At 33.1% G+C, this 14,415-nt stretch carries 14 protein-coding genes and 1 riboswitch; of the genes, 13 read left to right on the top strand and 1 reads right to left on the bottom strand.

The window, feature by feature from the left end:
- Positions 1 to 157: 157 nt before the first annotated feature.
- The 11 genes from AC5ZCW_RS17120 to AC5ZCW_RS17070 all read left to right on the top strand — a co-directional run bounded on the left by AC5ZCW_RS17120 (position 158) and on the right by AC5ZCW_RS17070 (position 11,498).
- Positions 158 to 1,462, top strand: a complete 1,305-nt coding sequence (locus AC5ZCW_RS17120) for an O-acetylhomoserine aminocarboxypropyltransferase/cysteine synthase family protein (protein ID WP_496120950.1) — start codon at positions 158 to 160, stop codon at positions 1,460 to 1,462.
- A 195-nt stretch (positions 1,463 to 1,657) separates the two neighbouring features.
- The gene (locus AC5ZCW_RS17115; RefSeq protein WP_343544376.1) at positions 1,658 to 2,746 is read left to right on the top strand and encodes a homoserine dehydrogenase family protein; all 1,089 of its coding nucleotides are present in this window, start codon (positions 1,658 to 1,660) and stop codon (positions 2,744 to 2,746) included.
- 638 nt (positions 2,747 to 3,384) lie between these two features.
- The gene (locus AC5ZCW_RS17110; RefSeq protein WP_343544375.1) at positions 3,385 to 3,603 is read left to right on the top strand and encodes a hypothetical protein; all 219 of its coding nucleotides are present in this window, start codon (positions 3,385 to 3,387) and stop codon (positions 3,601 to 3,603) included.
- A 189-nt stretch (positions 3,604 to 3,792) separates the two neighbouring features.
- A riboswitch (SAM riboswitch) is annotated at positions 3,793 to 3,900 on the top strand.
- Positions 3,901 to 3,977: 77 nt separating this feature from the next.
- A complete protein-coding gene (locus AC5ZCW_RS17105) occupies positions 3,978 to 4,961 on the top strand; it encodes an alpha/beta fold hydrolase (RefSeq protein WP_343544374.1) in 984 nt (327 codons plus the stop codon).
- Position 4,962: 1 nt separating this feature from the next.
- Positions 4,963 to 7,377 (top strand): bifunctional aspartate kinase/homoserine dehydrogenase I, encoded by a 2,415-nt coding sequence (gene thrA / locus AC5ZCW_RS17100; protein ID WP_343544373.1) that lies wholly within the window; start codon positions 4,963 to 4,965, stop codon positions 7,375 to 7,377.
- Positions 7,378 to 7,443: 66 nt separating this feature from the next.
- Positions 7,444 to 8,001 carry a hypothetical protein gene (locus tag AC5ZCW_RS17095; protein ID WP_343544372.1) on the top strand — a complete coding sequence of 186 codons (558 nt, stop codon included), beginning with the start codon at positions 7,444 to 7,446 and terminating at the stop codon, positions 7,999 to 8,001.
- Positions 8,002 to 8,017: 16 nt separating this feature from the next.
- Positions 8,018 to 8,443: an OsmC family protein gene (locus tag AC5ZCW_RS17090; RefSeq protein WP_281634721.1), complete on the top strand. Its 426-nt coding sequence runs from the start codon at positions 8,018 to 8,020 to the stop codon at positions 8,441 to 8,443.
- Between the two features lie 138 nt (positions 8,444 to 8,581).
- Entirely contained in the window at positions 8,582 to 9,754 is a 1,173-nt protein-coding gene (locus tag AC5ZCW_RS17085) for a trans-sulfuration enzyme family protein (protein WP_198854634.1), read from the top strand.
- A gap of 95 nt (positions 9,755 to 9,849) precedes the next feature.
- On the top strand, positions 9,850 to 10,341 hold the full coding sequence (locus AC5ZCW_RS17080) for an alpha/beta hydrolase (protein ID WP_496120949.1): 492 nt from the start codon (positions 9,850 to 9,852) through the stop codon (positions 10,339 to 10,341).
- Positions 10,342 to 10,427: 86 nt separating this feature from the next.
- Entirely contained in the window at positions 10,428 to 10,931 is a 504-nt protein-coding gene (locus AC5ZCW_RS17075) for an RDD family protein (RefSeq protein WP_496120948.1), read from the top strand.
- Between the two features lie 156 nt (positions 10,932 to 11,087).
- Positions 11,088 to 11,498 carry an RrF2 family transcriptional regulator gene (locus tag AC5ZCW_RS17070; protein ID WP_008466594.1) on the top strand — a complete coding sequence of 137 codons (411 nt, stop codon included), beginning with the start codon at positions 11,088 to 11,090 and terminating at the stop codon, positions 11,496 to 11,498.
- Between the two features lie 71 nt (positions 11,499 to 11,569).
- Here AC5ZCW_RS17070 and AC5ZCW_RS17065 read toward each other — a convergent pair whose 3' ends face one another.
- Complete coding sequence (locus tag AC5ZCW_RS17065; RefSeq protein ID WP_343544369.1) at positions 11,570 to 12,352, bottom strand: sulfite exporter TauE/SafE family protein; 783 nt, start codon at positions 12,350 to 12,352, stop codon at positions 11,570 to 11,572.
- 312 nt (positions 12,353 to 12,664) lie between these two features.
- On the opposite strand from AC5ZCW_RS17065, the gene AC5ZCW_RS17060 reads away from it, so the two are divergent.
- Together AC5ZCW_RS17060 and AC5ZCW_RS17055 are read left to right on the top strand one after the other, a co-directional pair.
- Positions 12,665 to 13,567: a sulfite exporter TauE/SafE family protein gene (locus AC5ZCW_RS17060; RefSeq protein ID WP_496120947.1), complete on the top strand. Its 903-nt coding sequence runs from the start codon at positions 12,665 to 12,667 to the stop codon at positions 13,565 to 13,567.
- A 25-nt stretch (positions 13,568 to 13,592) separates the two neighbouring features.
- Complete coding sequence (locus AC5ZCW_RS17055) at positions 13,593 to 14,303, top strand: phosphoadenylyl-sulfate reductase (protein ID WP_496120946.1); 711 nt, start codon at positions 13,593 to 13,595, stop codon at positions 14,301 to 14,303.
- Positions 14,304 to 14,415: the final 112 nt, after the last annotated feature.

Raw genomic sequence — 14,415 nt, 5'->3', positions numbered from 1 at the left:
TGCATCCCAATTTGCTGTTGCCAAAAGTGAAAGAGACAATCTTTGTTATAGTTAAACTATAAGCCCTTTTGGCGCCATCCGAAAGGGCTTTTTTATTTCCAACATTTTAAATTTTAAATCATGAATACAATTAACAATACCTAAAAACTTAAAAATCATGAGCACACAAAAATTTGCAACAAACGCATTACACGCAGGACACGACGTAACTAAAAACGCAGGAACAAGAGCCGTGCCTATTTATCAGACATCATCATACGTGTTTAATAACGCCGATCATGCAGCCAATTTATTTGGTCTTGCCGAAGCCGGATTTATTTATACAAGATTAAATAACCCGACAAATGATATTTTAGAACAGCGACTGGCTGCACTCGAAGGCGGAATTGGAGCTGTTGTGACGGCTTCTGGAGCATCAGCAATTTCGACAACTTTGTTGACTTTGCTAAAAGCGGGAGATCATATCGTAGCTTCAAACAGTTTATACGGAGGGACTTATAATCTTCTAAAAGTTACCTTGCCAAGATTAGGAATCACAACCACATTTGTAGATCCTTCAAAACCTGAAAATTTTACTAAAGCAGCAAAAGAAAATACAAGAGCCTTCTTTGTTGAGTCTCTTGGAAATCCAAAATTAGATGTATTAGACTTAAAGGCAATTTCGGCAGAAGCCAAAGCATTCAAAGTACCATTTATAGTAGACAATACAGTTGCGACACCTTATTTATTGAACCCAATTAAATATGGCGCCGATATTGTAATTCACTCCTTAACTAAATATATCGCAGGAAACGGAACTTCATTAGGAGGCGTTATCATTGATGCTGGAAACTTTGATTGGGCAAACGGAAAATTCCCGGAATTTACCGAGCCATCTGCAGGATACCACGGATTAGTATATCATGAAGCTTTAGGAAATGCCGCTTTTATAGCAAAAGCTCGAATTGAAGGTCTGCGTGATTTTGGTGCCGCTTTGAGTCCATTTAATGCTTTTCAGATTATTCAGGGACTAGAAACACTTCCAATCCGAATCAAGAAACACAGTGAAAATGCTTTGGCTCTAGCTGAATGGTTAGAAAAACAAGATGAGGTAGTCTGGGTAAATTATCCAGGTCTAAAATCAAATAAATATTTTGATCTGGCCAAAGAATATTTGCCAGAAGGTCAAAGCGGCATTATCACTTTCGGATTAAAAGGAGGTTTTGATGCAGCCAAAAAAGTGGTAGATGATACAAAATTGTTCTCTTTGCTGGCTAATATCGGAGACACAAAATCACTGATTATTCACCCAGCAAGTACTACACACCAGCAATTAACAGAAGCGGAACAAATAGAAACTGGAGTTTCTAAAGATTTGATTCGTCTGTCTGTTGGAATTGAAGATATCGAAGATTTAATTGCTGATTTACAAACTGTTTTTGAGAGCGTTTCGCTTTCTCAATTCAGCATCAATAAAAATTAGGTTTTTTTGTTTTTTGTTTGAAAAATTGCCTTTAGCGAGTGGTTTTGCTAAAGGTAATTTTTTATGAAAAACACCATTATAAAATTTAAATCATATGTAGAGACGCACTGCAGTGCGTCTAATTGATAAACGTTGGAATATTAAATGAACTTACATCACTTATATGGTTTTAAAAAATTAAAAATGTTAGAAATTATGTCAAAGCTTAAAATAAACATTATCCTTTTCGGAATTGGTAATATCGGAAGTACTTTGATTAATCAAATTGTAGAAAGTCAGGAGTTTTTTCTGGAAAGTAAAAATGTCGATTTTCATTTTCCAATAATAACCAATTCAACGGTTGCTTTTTTTGAGAAAGAAGGCGTTGGATATGCTTGGGAAACCAATTTTAGACAATTGGCTGTTCCTTTTAAAGTAGAAGATATTGTCGAATTTGCACAAGAAAATGAATTCGAAAACTTGATTGCCGTAGACGCAACAGCCAGCGATGAATTGGTGAAGCATTACAATACTTTAATCAAAAATGGATTCAATATTGTAGCAGTAAACAAAAAAGCCAATACGCTCCCGATTGACTTATATAAAGAACTGAGAGCAGATCTTAAAAAGTATGACAAGGAGTTTTTTTATGAAACATCTGTTGAGGCTGGAATTCCTGTTTTGCAAACCTTAAGAGATTTGTATTATTCGGGAGAAAAAATCACTAAGATTCGAGGGGTTTTCTCTGATAATTTGAGTTATGTCTTTAATCGATTTTCATCGGAAGATGTTTCGTTTTCGTCTGTTTTAAAAGATGCAAGCCTTTTAGGTTTAATGAAATCAAACTTCAAAGAAGATTTATCAGGAAATGATACAGCAAGAAAGCTTCTGATATTGGCTAGAGAAATTGGAAAAGATTTTGAGCTTTCAGATATTAAAATTAAGCCGTTTATAACCGAAGAACATTTGGAAAAAAATGGTGTGTTAAATAAAGACGCAGTCGATAAATCTTTTAAGATTGCCAAAATTACTCAGGCAGAAAGTCATGTGCTTCGATATGTAGGAGAATTTGATATTGAAAAAGGCACTTTGGAAGCCAAATTGATTTCTGAACCAGTCGATTCTCCAATCGGGCAATTGAAAGGTTCTGATACCATTTTTGAAATTTATACCAAATCGTACGCCGATATTCCGATTGTAATTCAGAGTGCTCCACCATGCAAACAGGCAATTTCAAGAGGAATTATAACCGATATTCTGAAAATTGCTGAACGAATTAGGGCTAAAGAAGCCGTTTGGCTATAAATTTTTAGAAAAAAAGAGAGAAAGTTCTTTGATAAATTGATTTGTCAAATGGAATTGTTAAGGAAAATATGTTTTTTTGTAGGTTTTTTACCTTTAATATTTCGTTTTCGTTTTTGTAAGATGTTTTTTGTCGTTAAAAAACTGATTTTTAACGATTTTTGTAATTAAATTCTTGAATTTAATTTGTGTAATAAAAAAAATATTTGCATATTTGTTATACCCAAAATCTACTAGAAATCAAATGAACTTAAAAGTCAACAAAATGTTTTGTGCCATTTCGGTTAATACCGAGGCTGGGGTGTCTATTGCTTAAAAAAATTGTAAGAATACAATAATAATATAGTAAAAGCCTCCCAAGAAAAATTGGGAGGCTTTTTAATTTACAACAAATGCAGAATTTAAATAAAATACAATATAAATCACAGATGAATAAATCCTTACAGATGAACAAGATGTTTACTGTCGCGCTTATTTGCGCATACGTCTGTTGATACTAAAAGTATAAATGAGTTTAAAAACTTAAACCCTTTTGGTATCTAGAAAATCCAAAAGGGTTTTTTTATTCCCGAAAGGGGCTTAACACAAACATAAAAGAGAAATAAAGATTATAAAACGCAACTTAACTAAAACTTAATATCATGAGCACATTGAACTACTTAGCAGAAAAAATTTCAGATTTGAAAAATAGAAGAACAAGAAAAAATAATCCGCCTCCACCAATAAACGAATTGGCTCATCCAAGATTCGGAATAACAGAGGCTGAAATCACAGAGGAAGGTAAAGCAGCAGAGAAAAAAGTACCTAACTCTTTATTGTTTTTGATGTATTCAAAAGAAAATGAAACGCTTTTTATCTAAACGGAAAAGCATCATAAACTAGGGTAAAACCTGCTTAATTTTACTGGACATTTTTGTTCGGTAAATTTTTGCGTATAATAGTTTTTGCTAAAATAAGTCTCAGAAATTTAACAAACACTTTTAGATAAAATTTGTTTGTTAGAGAAAATAGTAGTTAATTTGCACCGTTAAGTTCAAACACGTATTGAAATGTTATAAAGAAAGGACGAGGGATTAGACCCGATGAAGCCTTAGCAACCCTTCGTTAAAACGAAGAAGGTGCTACATTCTACCACGCCAAACGTGGAAAGATAACAACAAGATTTTTTCTAGTTAAACCTAGTTTTTCTTTCTAATATTTCCATATACAAATCAATAATACAACAGATTTGAAATTGGAAAATATACCAAATCCCATTATAATTCAAGATTTCATCACAGAAAGTGATGCAACTTATCATTCTATACCATTAAGTTTTACGCTGGCAGGTCAACCTCTGCACAGCGCGCCTATTGTTTTGGTTAACCATGCTTTAACTGGAAATTCGCAAGTTACTGGCGAAAGTGGCTGGTGGAATGACTTGATTGGCGAAGGCAAAACCATTGATACTGCTGTTTACACCATTTTGTCTTTTGATGTTCCAGGAAACGGAAACGATTCTTTCTTAATCGATAACTATTTAGATTTTACAGCAAGAGACATTGCAAGAATTTTTATCGAAGGTGTGAAAACTTTAAATATCGAAAAGCTTTTTGCAGTTATTGGAGGTTCTGTTGGAGGTGGAATTGCTTGGGAAATTTTAGCATTAGCGCCAAATATCACAGAAAACCTTATTCCGATAGCGAGCGACTGGAAATCGACAGATTGGCTTATCGCAAATTGCTTTTTACAAGAGCAAATTCTTAATAATTCGTCGAAACCAATTGAAGACGCCAGAATACATGCCATGCTTTGTTACCGTTCGCCAGAATCTTTCAAAGAAAAATTTCAGCGTACCATAAACCAAGATCTTTTAATTTTTAATATCGAAAGCTGGTTGGCGCATCATGGAAAAAAATTGCAGAAAAGATTTCAGTTGTCTTCTTATAAATTAATGAATCAGTTGCTTAAAACAATTGATATTACTAGAAATAGTGAAAGTTTTGAAAACTTAATGTCTAAAACAAAAGCTTCAATTCATATTGTCGGAATCAATTCAGATTTGTTTTTTACAGCAAAAGAAAACGTAGAAACTTATGAAGAGTTGAAGAAGTTTAAAGACAATGTTTTCTATAGCGAAATTGATTCGGTTCACGGACATGACGCTTTTTTAATCGAGTACAAACAATTAGATCATTTACTTGCCGATATTTTTAAGGCAGAAACAATAAAGAAATAAAATGAAAGTATTAAAATTTGGAGGTAAATCGTTAGCAAACGGAGAAGGACTTAACAAAGTTGTTTCAATCATTTCTGATAAAGTAAATCAAGGTGAAAAAATTGCCGTTGTAGTTTCTGCACGCGGAAATGCTACTGACGAATTAGAGTTTATTTTAAGCATTGCAGCTAAAAATGGCAGTTATAAAGAATTATTAGAGAATTTTAAAAAATATCAAATATCAGATTATCCACAGGTTGATTTATCTGAAGAATTTAATGTCTTAGACAAACTTTTTGAAGGAGTAAGTCTAATTGGTGATTACAGCAAAAAAATCAAAGATCAGATTTTATCTAAAGGAGAATTGCTTTCGGCTAAATTATTGACGGCTATTTTACTGGAAAAAGGAATTCCTGCCAATTTTGTAGATACAAGAGATTTGTTGAAAACAGATTCTAAATTTGGCGATGCTCAGCCTTTAGAACAGCTTTCAAAGAAAAACGTAGTAAATTATTTTAAAGAACATAACGGCGAAACGGTTAATATAGTTACAGGCTTCATTGGCTCAAACAACAACAACGACACAACTACTTTAGGTAGAAATGGCAGTAACTATACCGCTTCGTTAATCGCAAATTATTTAAACGCAGAAGAATTACAAAACTTCACGCACGTAGACGGAATCTATACTGCAAATCCAGATTTGGTTGCAGATGCTAAAAAAATCGAATATTTATCGTTTAACGAAGCAAATGAGCTGGCAAATTTTGGAGCAACGATTCTTCATGCTAAGACGATTATTCCTTTGTTAGAAAAGAATATCCCGTTACGAATTTTAAATACTTTCAATCATGAAAATCGCGGAACTTTAATTACATCGGATTCTTCTAAAGAAGGGATTAAAACACTTTCTGTTTTAGAAAATGTCTCTCTTGTAAATCTTGAAGGACGTGGATTACTTGGAAAAGCGGGAGTTGATGCCCGAATTTTTAAAGTAATGGGCGATCACAATATTAGTGTAAGCATCATTTCTCAAGGTTCTTCAGAAAGAGGAATCGGTCTTGTGGTGGCAACAGAAAAAGCTACTCTTGCGATGGTTGAATTAGAAAAAGAGTTTGAAAATGACTTTTATTCTAAAGATGTAAATCAAATCACGGTTACAGACAATGTATCAGTAATTTCGATTATTGGACAGGATTTAAGTACTTTCCATAAACCATACACCGCTTTAATCAAAAATAAAATTGTTCCAATTTTATTCAACAACACTGTAACAGGTAAAAACGTGAGTTTAGTTGTGAAAAAAGAGGAATTAAACAAAGCTCTGAACGTAATTCACGGAGAGATTTTTGGAGTTTCTAAAAAGATCAACATTGCCATTTTCGGTCACGGATTAGTTGGAGGAACTTTAATCAATCAGATTTTAGAATCGGCTGCAGCAATTGAAAAACGTAAAGACATTAAGCTTAATGTTTTCGCTATAGCGAATTCTAAAAAACTGCTTTTAAATAAATACGGTGTTAACAGCAATTGGAAAAGCGAAATTGAAACCAAAGGCGAAGCTTACACCATAAAAGATATTATTGCTTACGCGAATGAGCATCACTTAGAGAACTTAATTGCGATTGATAACACCGCAAGCGCAACTTTTGTTGAGAATTACATTCCGCTTGTAGAAAGCAGTTTCGATTTGATTTCTTCTAATAAAGTGGCAAATACATTAAGCTATGGTTTCTACAAAGAGTTAAGAAAAGCATTAGCAGAAAACCAAAAGAATTATTTATATGAAACCAATGTTGGTGCGGGATTACCATTAATTGATACGATTAAATTATTACACCTTTCAGGAGAAAATATCACAAAAATAAAAGGAGTTTTCTCTGGAACTTTAAGTTATTTATTCAATAATTTCTCAGCGAAAGATGCTCCATTTAGTGAAATCTTGCAAGAAGCAATTGATAACGGATATACTGAACCAGATCCGCGTGAGGATTTATGCGGAAATGATGTTGGTAGAAAATTATTAATTTTAGCTAGAGAATTAGATTTGCAAAATGAATTTGAAGAAATCTCAATTCAGAATTTAATTCCAGAACACCTACGCGAAGGAAGTGCTGCCGATTTCTTGACAAAATTGAAAGAATTCGATCCAATTTATGCTAAAATAAAAGCAGAACAACAGCCAAATCATGTTTTAAGATATATTGGTGAATTGTCTGGAGATTTGCAAAATGACAAAGGAAATCTAGAAGTTAAATTAGTTTCAGTGCCAAAAGATACTGCATTAGGCGGATTAAAAGGTTCAGATTCTTTCTTCGAAATTTATACAGAATCTTACGGAGATCGTCCAATCGTTATTCAAGGAGCCGGTGCAGGTTCTGCGGTAACGGCAAGAGGAGTTTTTGGAGATATTTTAAGATTATCTGATAAAGGATAATAATGCAACAGCAATAAAAGAAAGAAAAATCTTAAATTCGTAACTTAATTAAATAGTTTTAAAAGTATGAAAAAGATTTTTATCTTATTGTTGATTTCAAATAGTATCATGGCTCAGGTTTCTAATGTTATTAGGAACAAAGACAGTTATACTCAGGATGTTTTTCCGTACAAAGGAGTAAGAATAATTCAGGTTGATGAGGTAAGCTCTCCAGGGAATGAAGAAAATGTTTTTATTTTTTCTAAGATTGAAAAAAATGTTATTCCTGACAAAATGTATTTCCAAAGGTTTACGAAAGTAAATGATAAATGGGTTTTAAAATCGATTTTGGAAGTAAACCACAACGGAATTATTTCATCTTGGGGAAGCCGAAAAGCATTTGGAGATTATAATAAAGACAAAAGTGTAGATGCTCTTTTTATTTACGGATTATACAATGCTGATTTTAAGCAACAGTCAGTTCATCTTGTATTTTCCCAAAAAGATAAATTTTACAGCATAGAGTCAAGTGTTTCAGATAATTTTGGAACAGACAAGTTTTCAGATAATTTTAAATCTTTAGATGCAGAATCTAAAAAACAGGTTTTAGAGTATTGGAATAAATTAGATAAAAAAGACAAATAACTTAGGAATAAATACCATGAAAGTAACTTTAAACAGAGTAAATGATGCATTTCATTTCAAAGTGAAAAATGAACGCGGTCACATAGTTGACGTTGACAGCAGAGCTGAATTTGGCGGAAGTGATTTAGGTGCAAGCCCAATGGAACTGGTATTAATGGGAGTTGCAGGATGCAGCGCTATTGATATGATTTCGATCTTAAAAAAACAACGTCAGGAAATTACTTCTTTCAACGCTGAGGTTGAAGGAACTAGAGTTCAAATCGAAGAAGCAAAACCTTTTAAAGAAATCGATGTGGTTTTTTATTTAGAAGGAGAAATCAATCCTGATAAAGCAAAAAAAGCGGCTCAACTTTCTTTTGAGAAATACTGTTCGGTAGCTAAAACGGTTGAACCAACAGCGACAATTAAATACAAAGTTGTCTTGAACAACGAAGCTTTATAAATTAGATAATTTGTCAATTAGATAATTAGAAAATGCTCAGATTGCGCATAAATAATTGACTTGTTTTGGGTTTAGATTTCAGTTTTAAAACTTAAAACTTGAAACCTGAAACAAAAAAAACAAAAAAAACAACACACAATGAATACAGAAGAATTTGGTTTTGAAACACAAGCCATCAGAACACAATTAGAAAGATCTCAATATTTAGAACATTCGGTGCCTTTGTACCTTTCATCAAGCTTTGTTTTTGAAGATGCTGAAGATATGAGAGCTTCTTTTACAGAAGAAAAGGAAAGAAATATTTACAGCCGTTTTAGCAATCCAAACACTTCGGAGTTTGTAGACAAGATCTGCAAAATGGAAGGAGCCGATTCTGGTTATGCATTTGCAACAGGAATGGCAGCAGTATATTCTACTTTTGCCGCTTTGTTAAACTCTGGAGATCATATTGTTTCTGCGAGCAGTGTTTTTGGTTCAACTCACGCTTTGTTCATGACTTATTTTCCAAAATGGAATATCGAAACTTCTTATTTCGAAATTAATAAGCCGGAAACAATAGAAAGTTTCATTAAGCCAAATACTAAAATATTATACGCCGAATCTCCAACAAACCCTGGAGTTGATGTAATCGATTTAGAATTGTTAGGAAATATTGCTAAAAAGCACAATTTGATTTTAATTATAGATAATTGTTTTGCAACGCCATATTTACAGCAGCCAATTAAATTTGGAGCGCATTTGGTGATTCATTCAGCTACTAAATTGATTGATGGTCAAGGACGCGTTTTAGGCGGAGTAACAGTTGGAGATGCAGAATTAATCAGACAGATTTATTTGTTTTCTAGAAATACAGGACCAGCTTTATCACCGTTTAATGCTTGGGTTCTTTCAAAAAGTTTAGAAACATTGGCTGTTCGCGTTGACAGACATTGCGAAAATGCATTAAAAGTTGCTGAGTTTTTAGAAAGTCACCCGAATGTAAACAGCGTAAAATATCCGTTCTTGAAATCGCATCCACAATACGAAATTGCTAAAAAACAAATGAAAGCTGGTGGAAACATCATTGCATTTGAAATTAAAGGCGGAATCGAAGCAGGAAGAAAATTCTTGAATTCAATTCAACTTTGCTCATTATCTGCAAATATTGGAGATACGAGAACAATTGTAACTCATCCAGCTTCTACAACACACAGCAAATTATCTGAAGAAGATCAATTGGCAGTAGGAATCACGCAAGGTTTAGTTCGTGTTTCTGTTGGTTTAGAAACGGTTGAAGATGTAATTGCAGATTTAAAGCAAGCATTGGCTTAAACATAAAATATAATATTTTTGAAGGGCTGTTTTTTTGAAATAGCCCTTTCTTTGTTATTGAAAGAATCACTCTTCTTAATTTAGTTTTACAATATATGAAAAAACCAAGATTGCTTTTTCTGTCAGATTTGTTTGGAGGCAATCCTGAATGGATTCAGAATTATATCGAAATTTTAGAACTTAAATTTGATGTTCAATATTATGATGTTTTAAAATTAGCTCAGATTGATTCTTCAAGTGATGAAATCCATAATCAATTTTTGAATGGCGGAATTGAAAAAGCTGTAAATAACTTATTGGATTTGGAGAGGGAAAATGCCTCAGTTTTAGGTTTTAGCATTGGTGGAACAATTGCTTGGAAAGCTTGCTTAAGAGGTTTAAAAGTTAGCGAGTTAGTAGCTGTCTCTTCGACAAGATTGCGTTATGAGGAAGAAAAACCTAATTGCAGTATAAAACTTTATTATGGCGATAAAGACAAAAATGTGCCAAATTCAAGCTGGTTTCTGGATCTAAAAATTCCCAATGAGATTCTTGAGTCAAAATCATCAATTGTATATGGAAAAAGAAAATGCATCTCTAATTTGTGATGATTTTTTGTAGTTTTTTACTTAAAAATTATATTTTTGTTGCGACTAAAATTATAACCAAAAGTTTAACTAACAATTAATTGCATATGAGCAATTCTACTTACGTTTTAGATGACAAATTATTAGTGTCTGCAGGGGCACGTTTTTTAAATTACATAATTGATCTTTTTATATTTTTTATAATCCTGATTGCAATTGGTGCAATGATAGGTATTCTTTCTGCATTATTTGGGCTTACAGGATTAGCAGCATGGATGGATGGTTTAGGCGATTTAGGGTGGAATGTCATTGCTATTGTAGTTTCTCTAGTTTATTATATTACTATGGAAGCTTTATTTGGAAGAACTGTAGGGAAATTTGTTACAGGTTGTATTGTTGTAGATGAAAATGGTAAGAAACCAGATTTTGGAACAATTGTTAAAAGAAGCTTATGCCGATGTATTCCTTTTGACGCTCTAACTTTTTTGGGAGGCTCTAGAGGTTGGCATGATTCGATATCAGAGACCTATGTTGTAAGTAAGAAGGCTTTGGATGAAGAAATAAAAACGTTTCATGAATTCAATTTAATAGGTGTAGAAGAGGCAAATTAATTAAACTATACTAATTTAGTAGAATATAAGTTTGGATCTGTTATATTCTCATTTAAAAAGATTATTTTTGTTGCAGAAAATATACGTATTGTTTGTTTTAGTTCATTTTGCTAATTATCGGAACTAGAATTTGCAGTTACAATCTAAAACTTAAAAATGCTTTCAAAAAAGACAAAATACGGAATTAAAGCTCTTACATATTTAGCCAGAAGAGAAAATAATGAACCTGTGCAAATTGCCGAAATTGCTAAAAGCGAGCATATTTCGATAAAATTTCTGGAAAGTATTTTGTTGTTGCTTAGAAATTCAGGTTTTCTTGGTGCAAAAAAAGGAAAAGGTGGGGGGTATTATCTGATAAAAGATCCTAAAGATATTAGTATGGCTAAAGTATACAGAATTCTTGAGGGACCCATAGCATTATTGCCTTGCGCGAGTCATAATTTTTATGAAAGATGTGATGATTGCGATGACGAATCCACTTGTGCAGCACGACGTTTAATGACGGAAGTTCGTGATAATACACTTAAGATATTAGAAAGTAATTCTCTGGCAGATATTGCATTTTAGGAAATGCTATTATTTATAAAACAAAAGACCATTTCTGAATTTGAAATGGTCTTTTTTCTATTTATGATGTATTAGAAAATCAATTTATACCCAGCTAAGAAAAGCATTACTGCGATTGCATTTCTAAGAAACTGATCAGGTACTTTTCCGCTTAGCATACTTCCCATATAGATTCCAGGAAGCGATCCCATTAATAATTGACCTAATAAACCTAAATCTAAATTTCCCATAGAAGCATGCCCAAGACCTGCAACTAGGGTTAATGGAACAGCGTGTGCAATTTCAGTTCCTACTAAACGAGGAGTTGGTAAAAGCGGATAAAGAAAAAATAGAGTTACAGTTCCTAGCGCTCCCGCTCCAATAGAAGTTAAAGTTACAGTTGCACCTAGTAAAACTCCAATTGCAATTGTAAGCATATTTTGAGTGGTACTTGCGCTATGAAATTTATCTCCAGCATGTTTTTGAGAAAAAACTAAAAGTTTCTTTTTGAATATAATCGCTACCGAAGTAAACAATAAAGCCCAGCCTAAACTATATTTAATAACGCCATTTATAGTTTCAATATCAGTTTTAATACTGTTTAAAATCCATAATGTGATTAAAGAAGCGGGAACACTGCCAAGAGTGAGCCAGCCTGTAATTTTCCAGTTGATATTGCCTTTTTTATTGTGAACAAAAACACCACCTGCTTTAGTAAACGCAGCGTACAATAAATCGGTTCCTACTGCGGTTGTTGGCGGAATATTAAAATATAATAAAATAGGAGTCATTAATGAGCCTCCACCAACACCTGTTAATCCGACAATAAAACCAACTACTAAACCTGCAATTACAAGACCGATCTGAAAATCCATGAAAAAATATTTGCCGCTAAAATAATAACAATTTTATAATTATCCTATAGATTTTGTAGAGATTAAATGTGTATTTTTGCGGATCACAAAATTGAAGCGTGTTGTTAAAATAACAAGAGGCAGCATTTAATTTGTTAAAATAATCACTAATTCCTTTTTAAATCTCTTTTAACTTGGTTTATAAGACTATAGCTAATGTAAAAAAGTAAATATATTGTTTTGATATTTCGAAATATATAGTACTTTTGCAAAGTAATCTACTAAGCCGATAGGGTAATGGGTTTTTAAGAGTAAAAAAACAATTCTTAAAATATGGAAAATGAACTTAAGTTAAACAACGCTATAGTAAAGTCTGATTCTTTATTAAAGGAAAAATTGTGGGTTGTAATACCTGTTGTTTTGTTGTTAGGTTTGGCAGTTACATTAATATATAATCATCACGCCGAATTTTCGTGGGATGGTTTTGTTCAGGGATTTGATGAAAATCTTTTAGCGTTTTTCTTAATTGGTGTTTTTGCACAATTAGTAGATGGCGCTTTAGGAATGGGATATGGAGCAACTTCTACGTCATTTTTATTGGCTTATGGAGTTTCGCCAGTTTTGAGTAGTACGGCAGTTCACGTTTCAGAGATGTTTACAACTGGAGCATCGGCGCTTTCGCACCACCGCTTTGGAAACATCAATAAAAAACTGGTAAAGCATCTATTGATTCCTGGAGTTTTAGGATCAATTACAGGGGCTTATTTATTATCAGATGTTATTGACGGAGATATTATTAAACCATTTATTGCGGTTTACATGATTGTTCTGGCAGTTGTAATTATCAGAAAGGCTCTTAGAAAAAGTGTTGTAAAAAAGAAAACAAAAAAACTTGGAGTTTTGGCAGTGTTTGGAGGTTTTATGGATTCTGTTGGAGGAGGAGGCTGGGGGCCAATTGTGACTTCAACGTTATTAGGAAGAGGAAGAAACCCGAAATATACCATTGGGTCTGTAAATGCGGCTGAATTTGCGATTTCGTTTGCTAGTGGAATCACTTTCATGCTTTTTGGTGGAATTCACGGCTGGCAGATCATTATCGGATTGATTTTAGGAGGAGTTATTTCAGCGCCAATAGCAGCTTATTTGGTAAATAGAATCAAAAGAAAACCAATGATGGTTGCGGTTGGTGTTCTAATTATAATATTGAGTTTAAAAACATTATCTAAATTATTGTAAAAGATAATTTTAGAAAGGAGAGATTATGAGTGCGATTATTGTACAAGAATTATTAGAGAAAACTAAAGATTTTTCGCTTGACGAAACCTTAGTTTTTTTAGCAAAAGAGTTTCCGGGAAAAGTAATTTTCTCAACTTCTTTTGGTCAGGAAGATCAGGTGATTACCGATTTTATAGCAAAAAGTAATACTGATATTACCATTTTTACTTTAGACACAGGAAGATTATTTCAGGAAACGTATGATGTTTTTCATAAGACATTAAAAAAATACAAAAGGCCAATCGAAGTGTATTTTCCAGAAGCAGCTTCAGTAGAAAAACTATTGCAAGAAAAAGGACCAAACAGCTTTTACGATTCGGTTGAAAACAGAAAAGAATGTTGTTTTATTCGAAAAGTGGTTCCGTTACGAAAAGCTTTGGCAGGAAATTCGGTTTGGATAACAGGTTTAAGAGCTGAACAATCGGAGAACAGACATGATTTAAGTTTGTTTGAATACGACGGAAACTTCGAAATCATCAAATTCAATCCGTTATTAAAATGGACTTTAGAAGAAGTTGAAACGTATCTGTCAGAAAACAATGTTCCTCAAAACGCTTTACACAAACAAGGTTTTGTAAGTATTGGATGCGCGCCTTGTACGAGAGCGATTTTTCCAGGTGAGGATATCAGAGCCGGAAGATGGTGGTGGGAATCAAGCCATAAAGAGTGCGGACTTCATAGTGCTAAGAAAGAGTAGGCTTTTTAGAAGAAAGAAGCAAGAGGCAAGACTTCTTTAGAGAATAGAATATAGATTATAGAATAAAGAGTGGAGATTTTTAGAGCAGGTAACTTGAAACCTGAAACTTAAA

This window comes from Flavobacterium sp. PLA-DH12, assembly GCF_059511845.1.
This window is presented reverse-complemented; position numbering and strand designations above follow the sequence as displayed.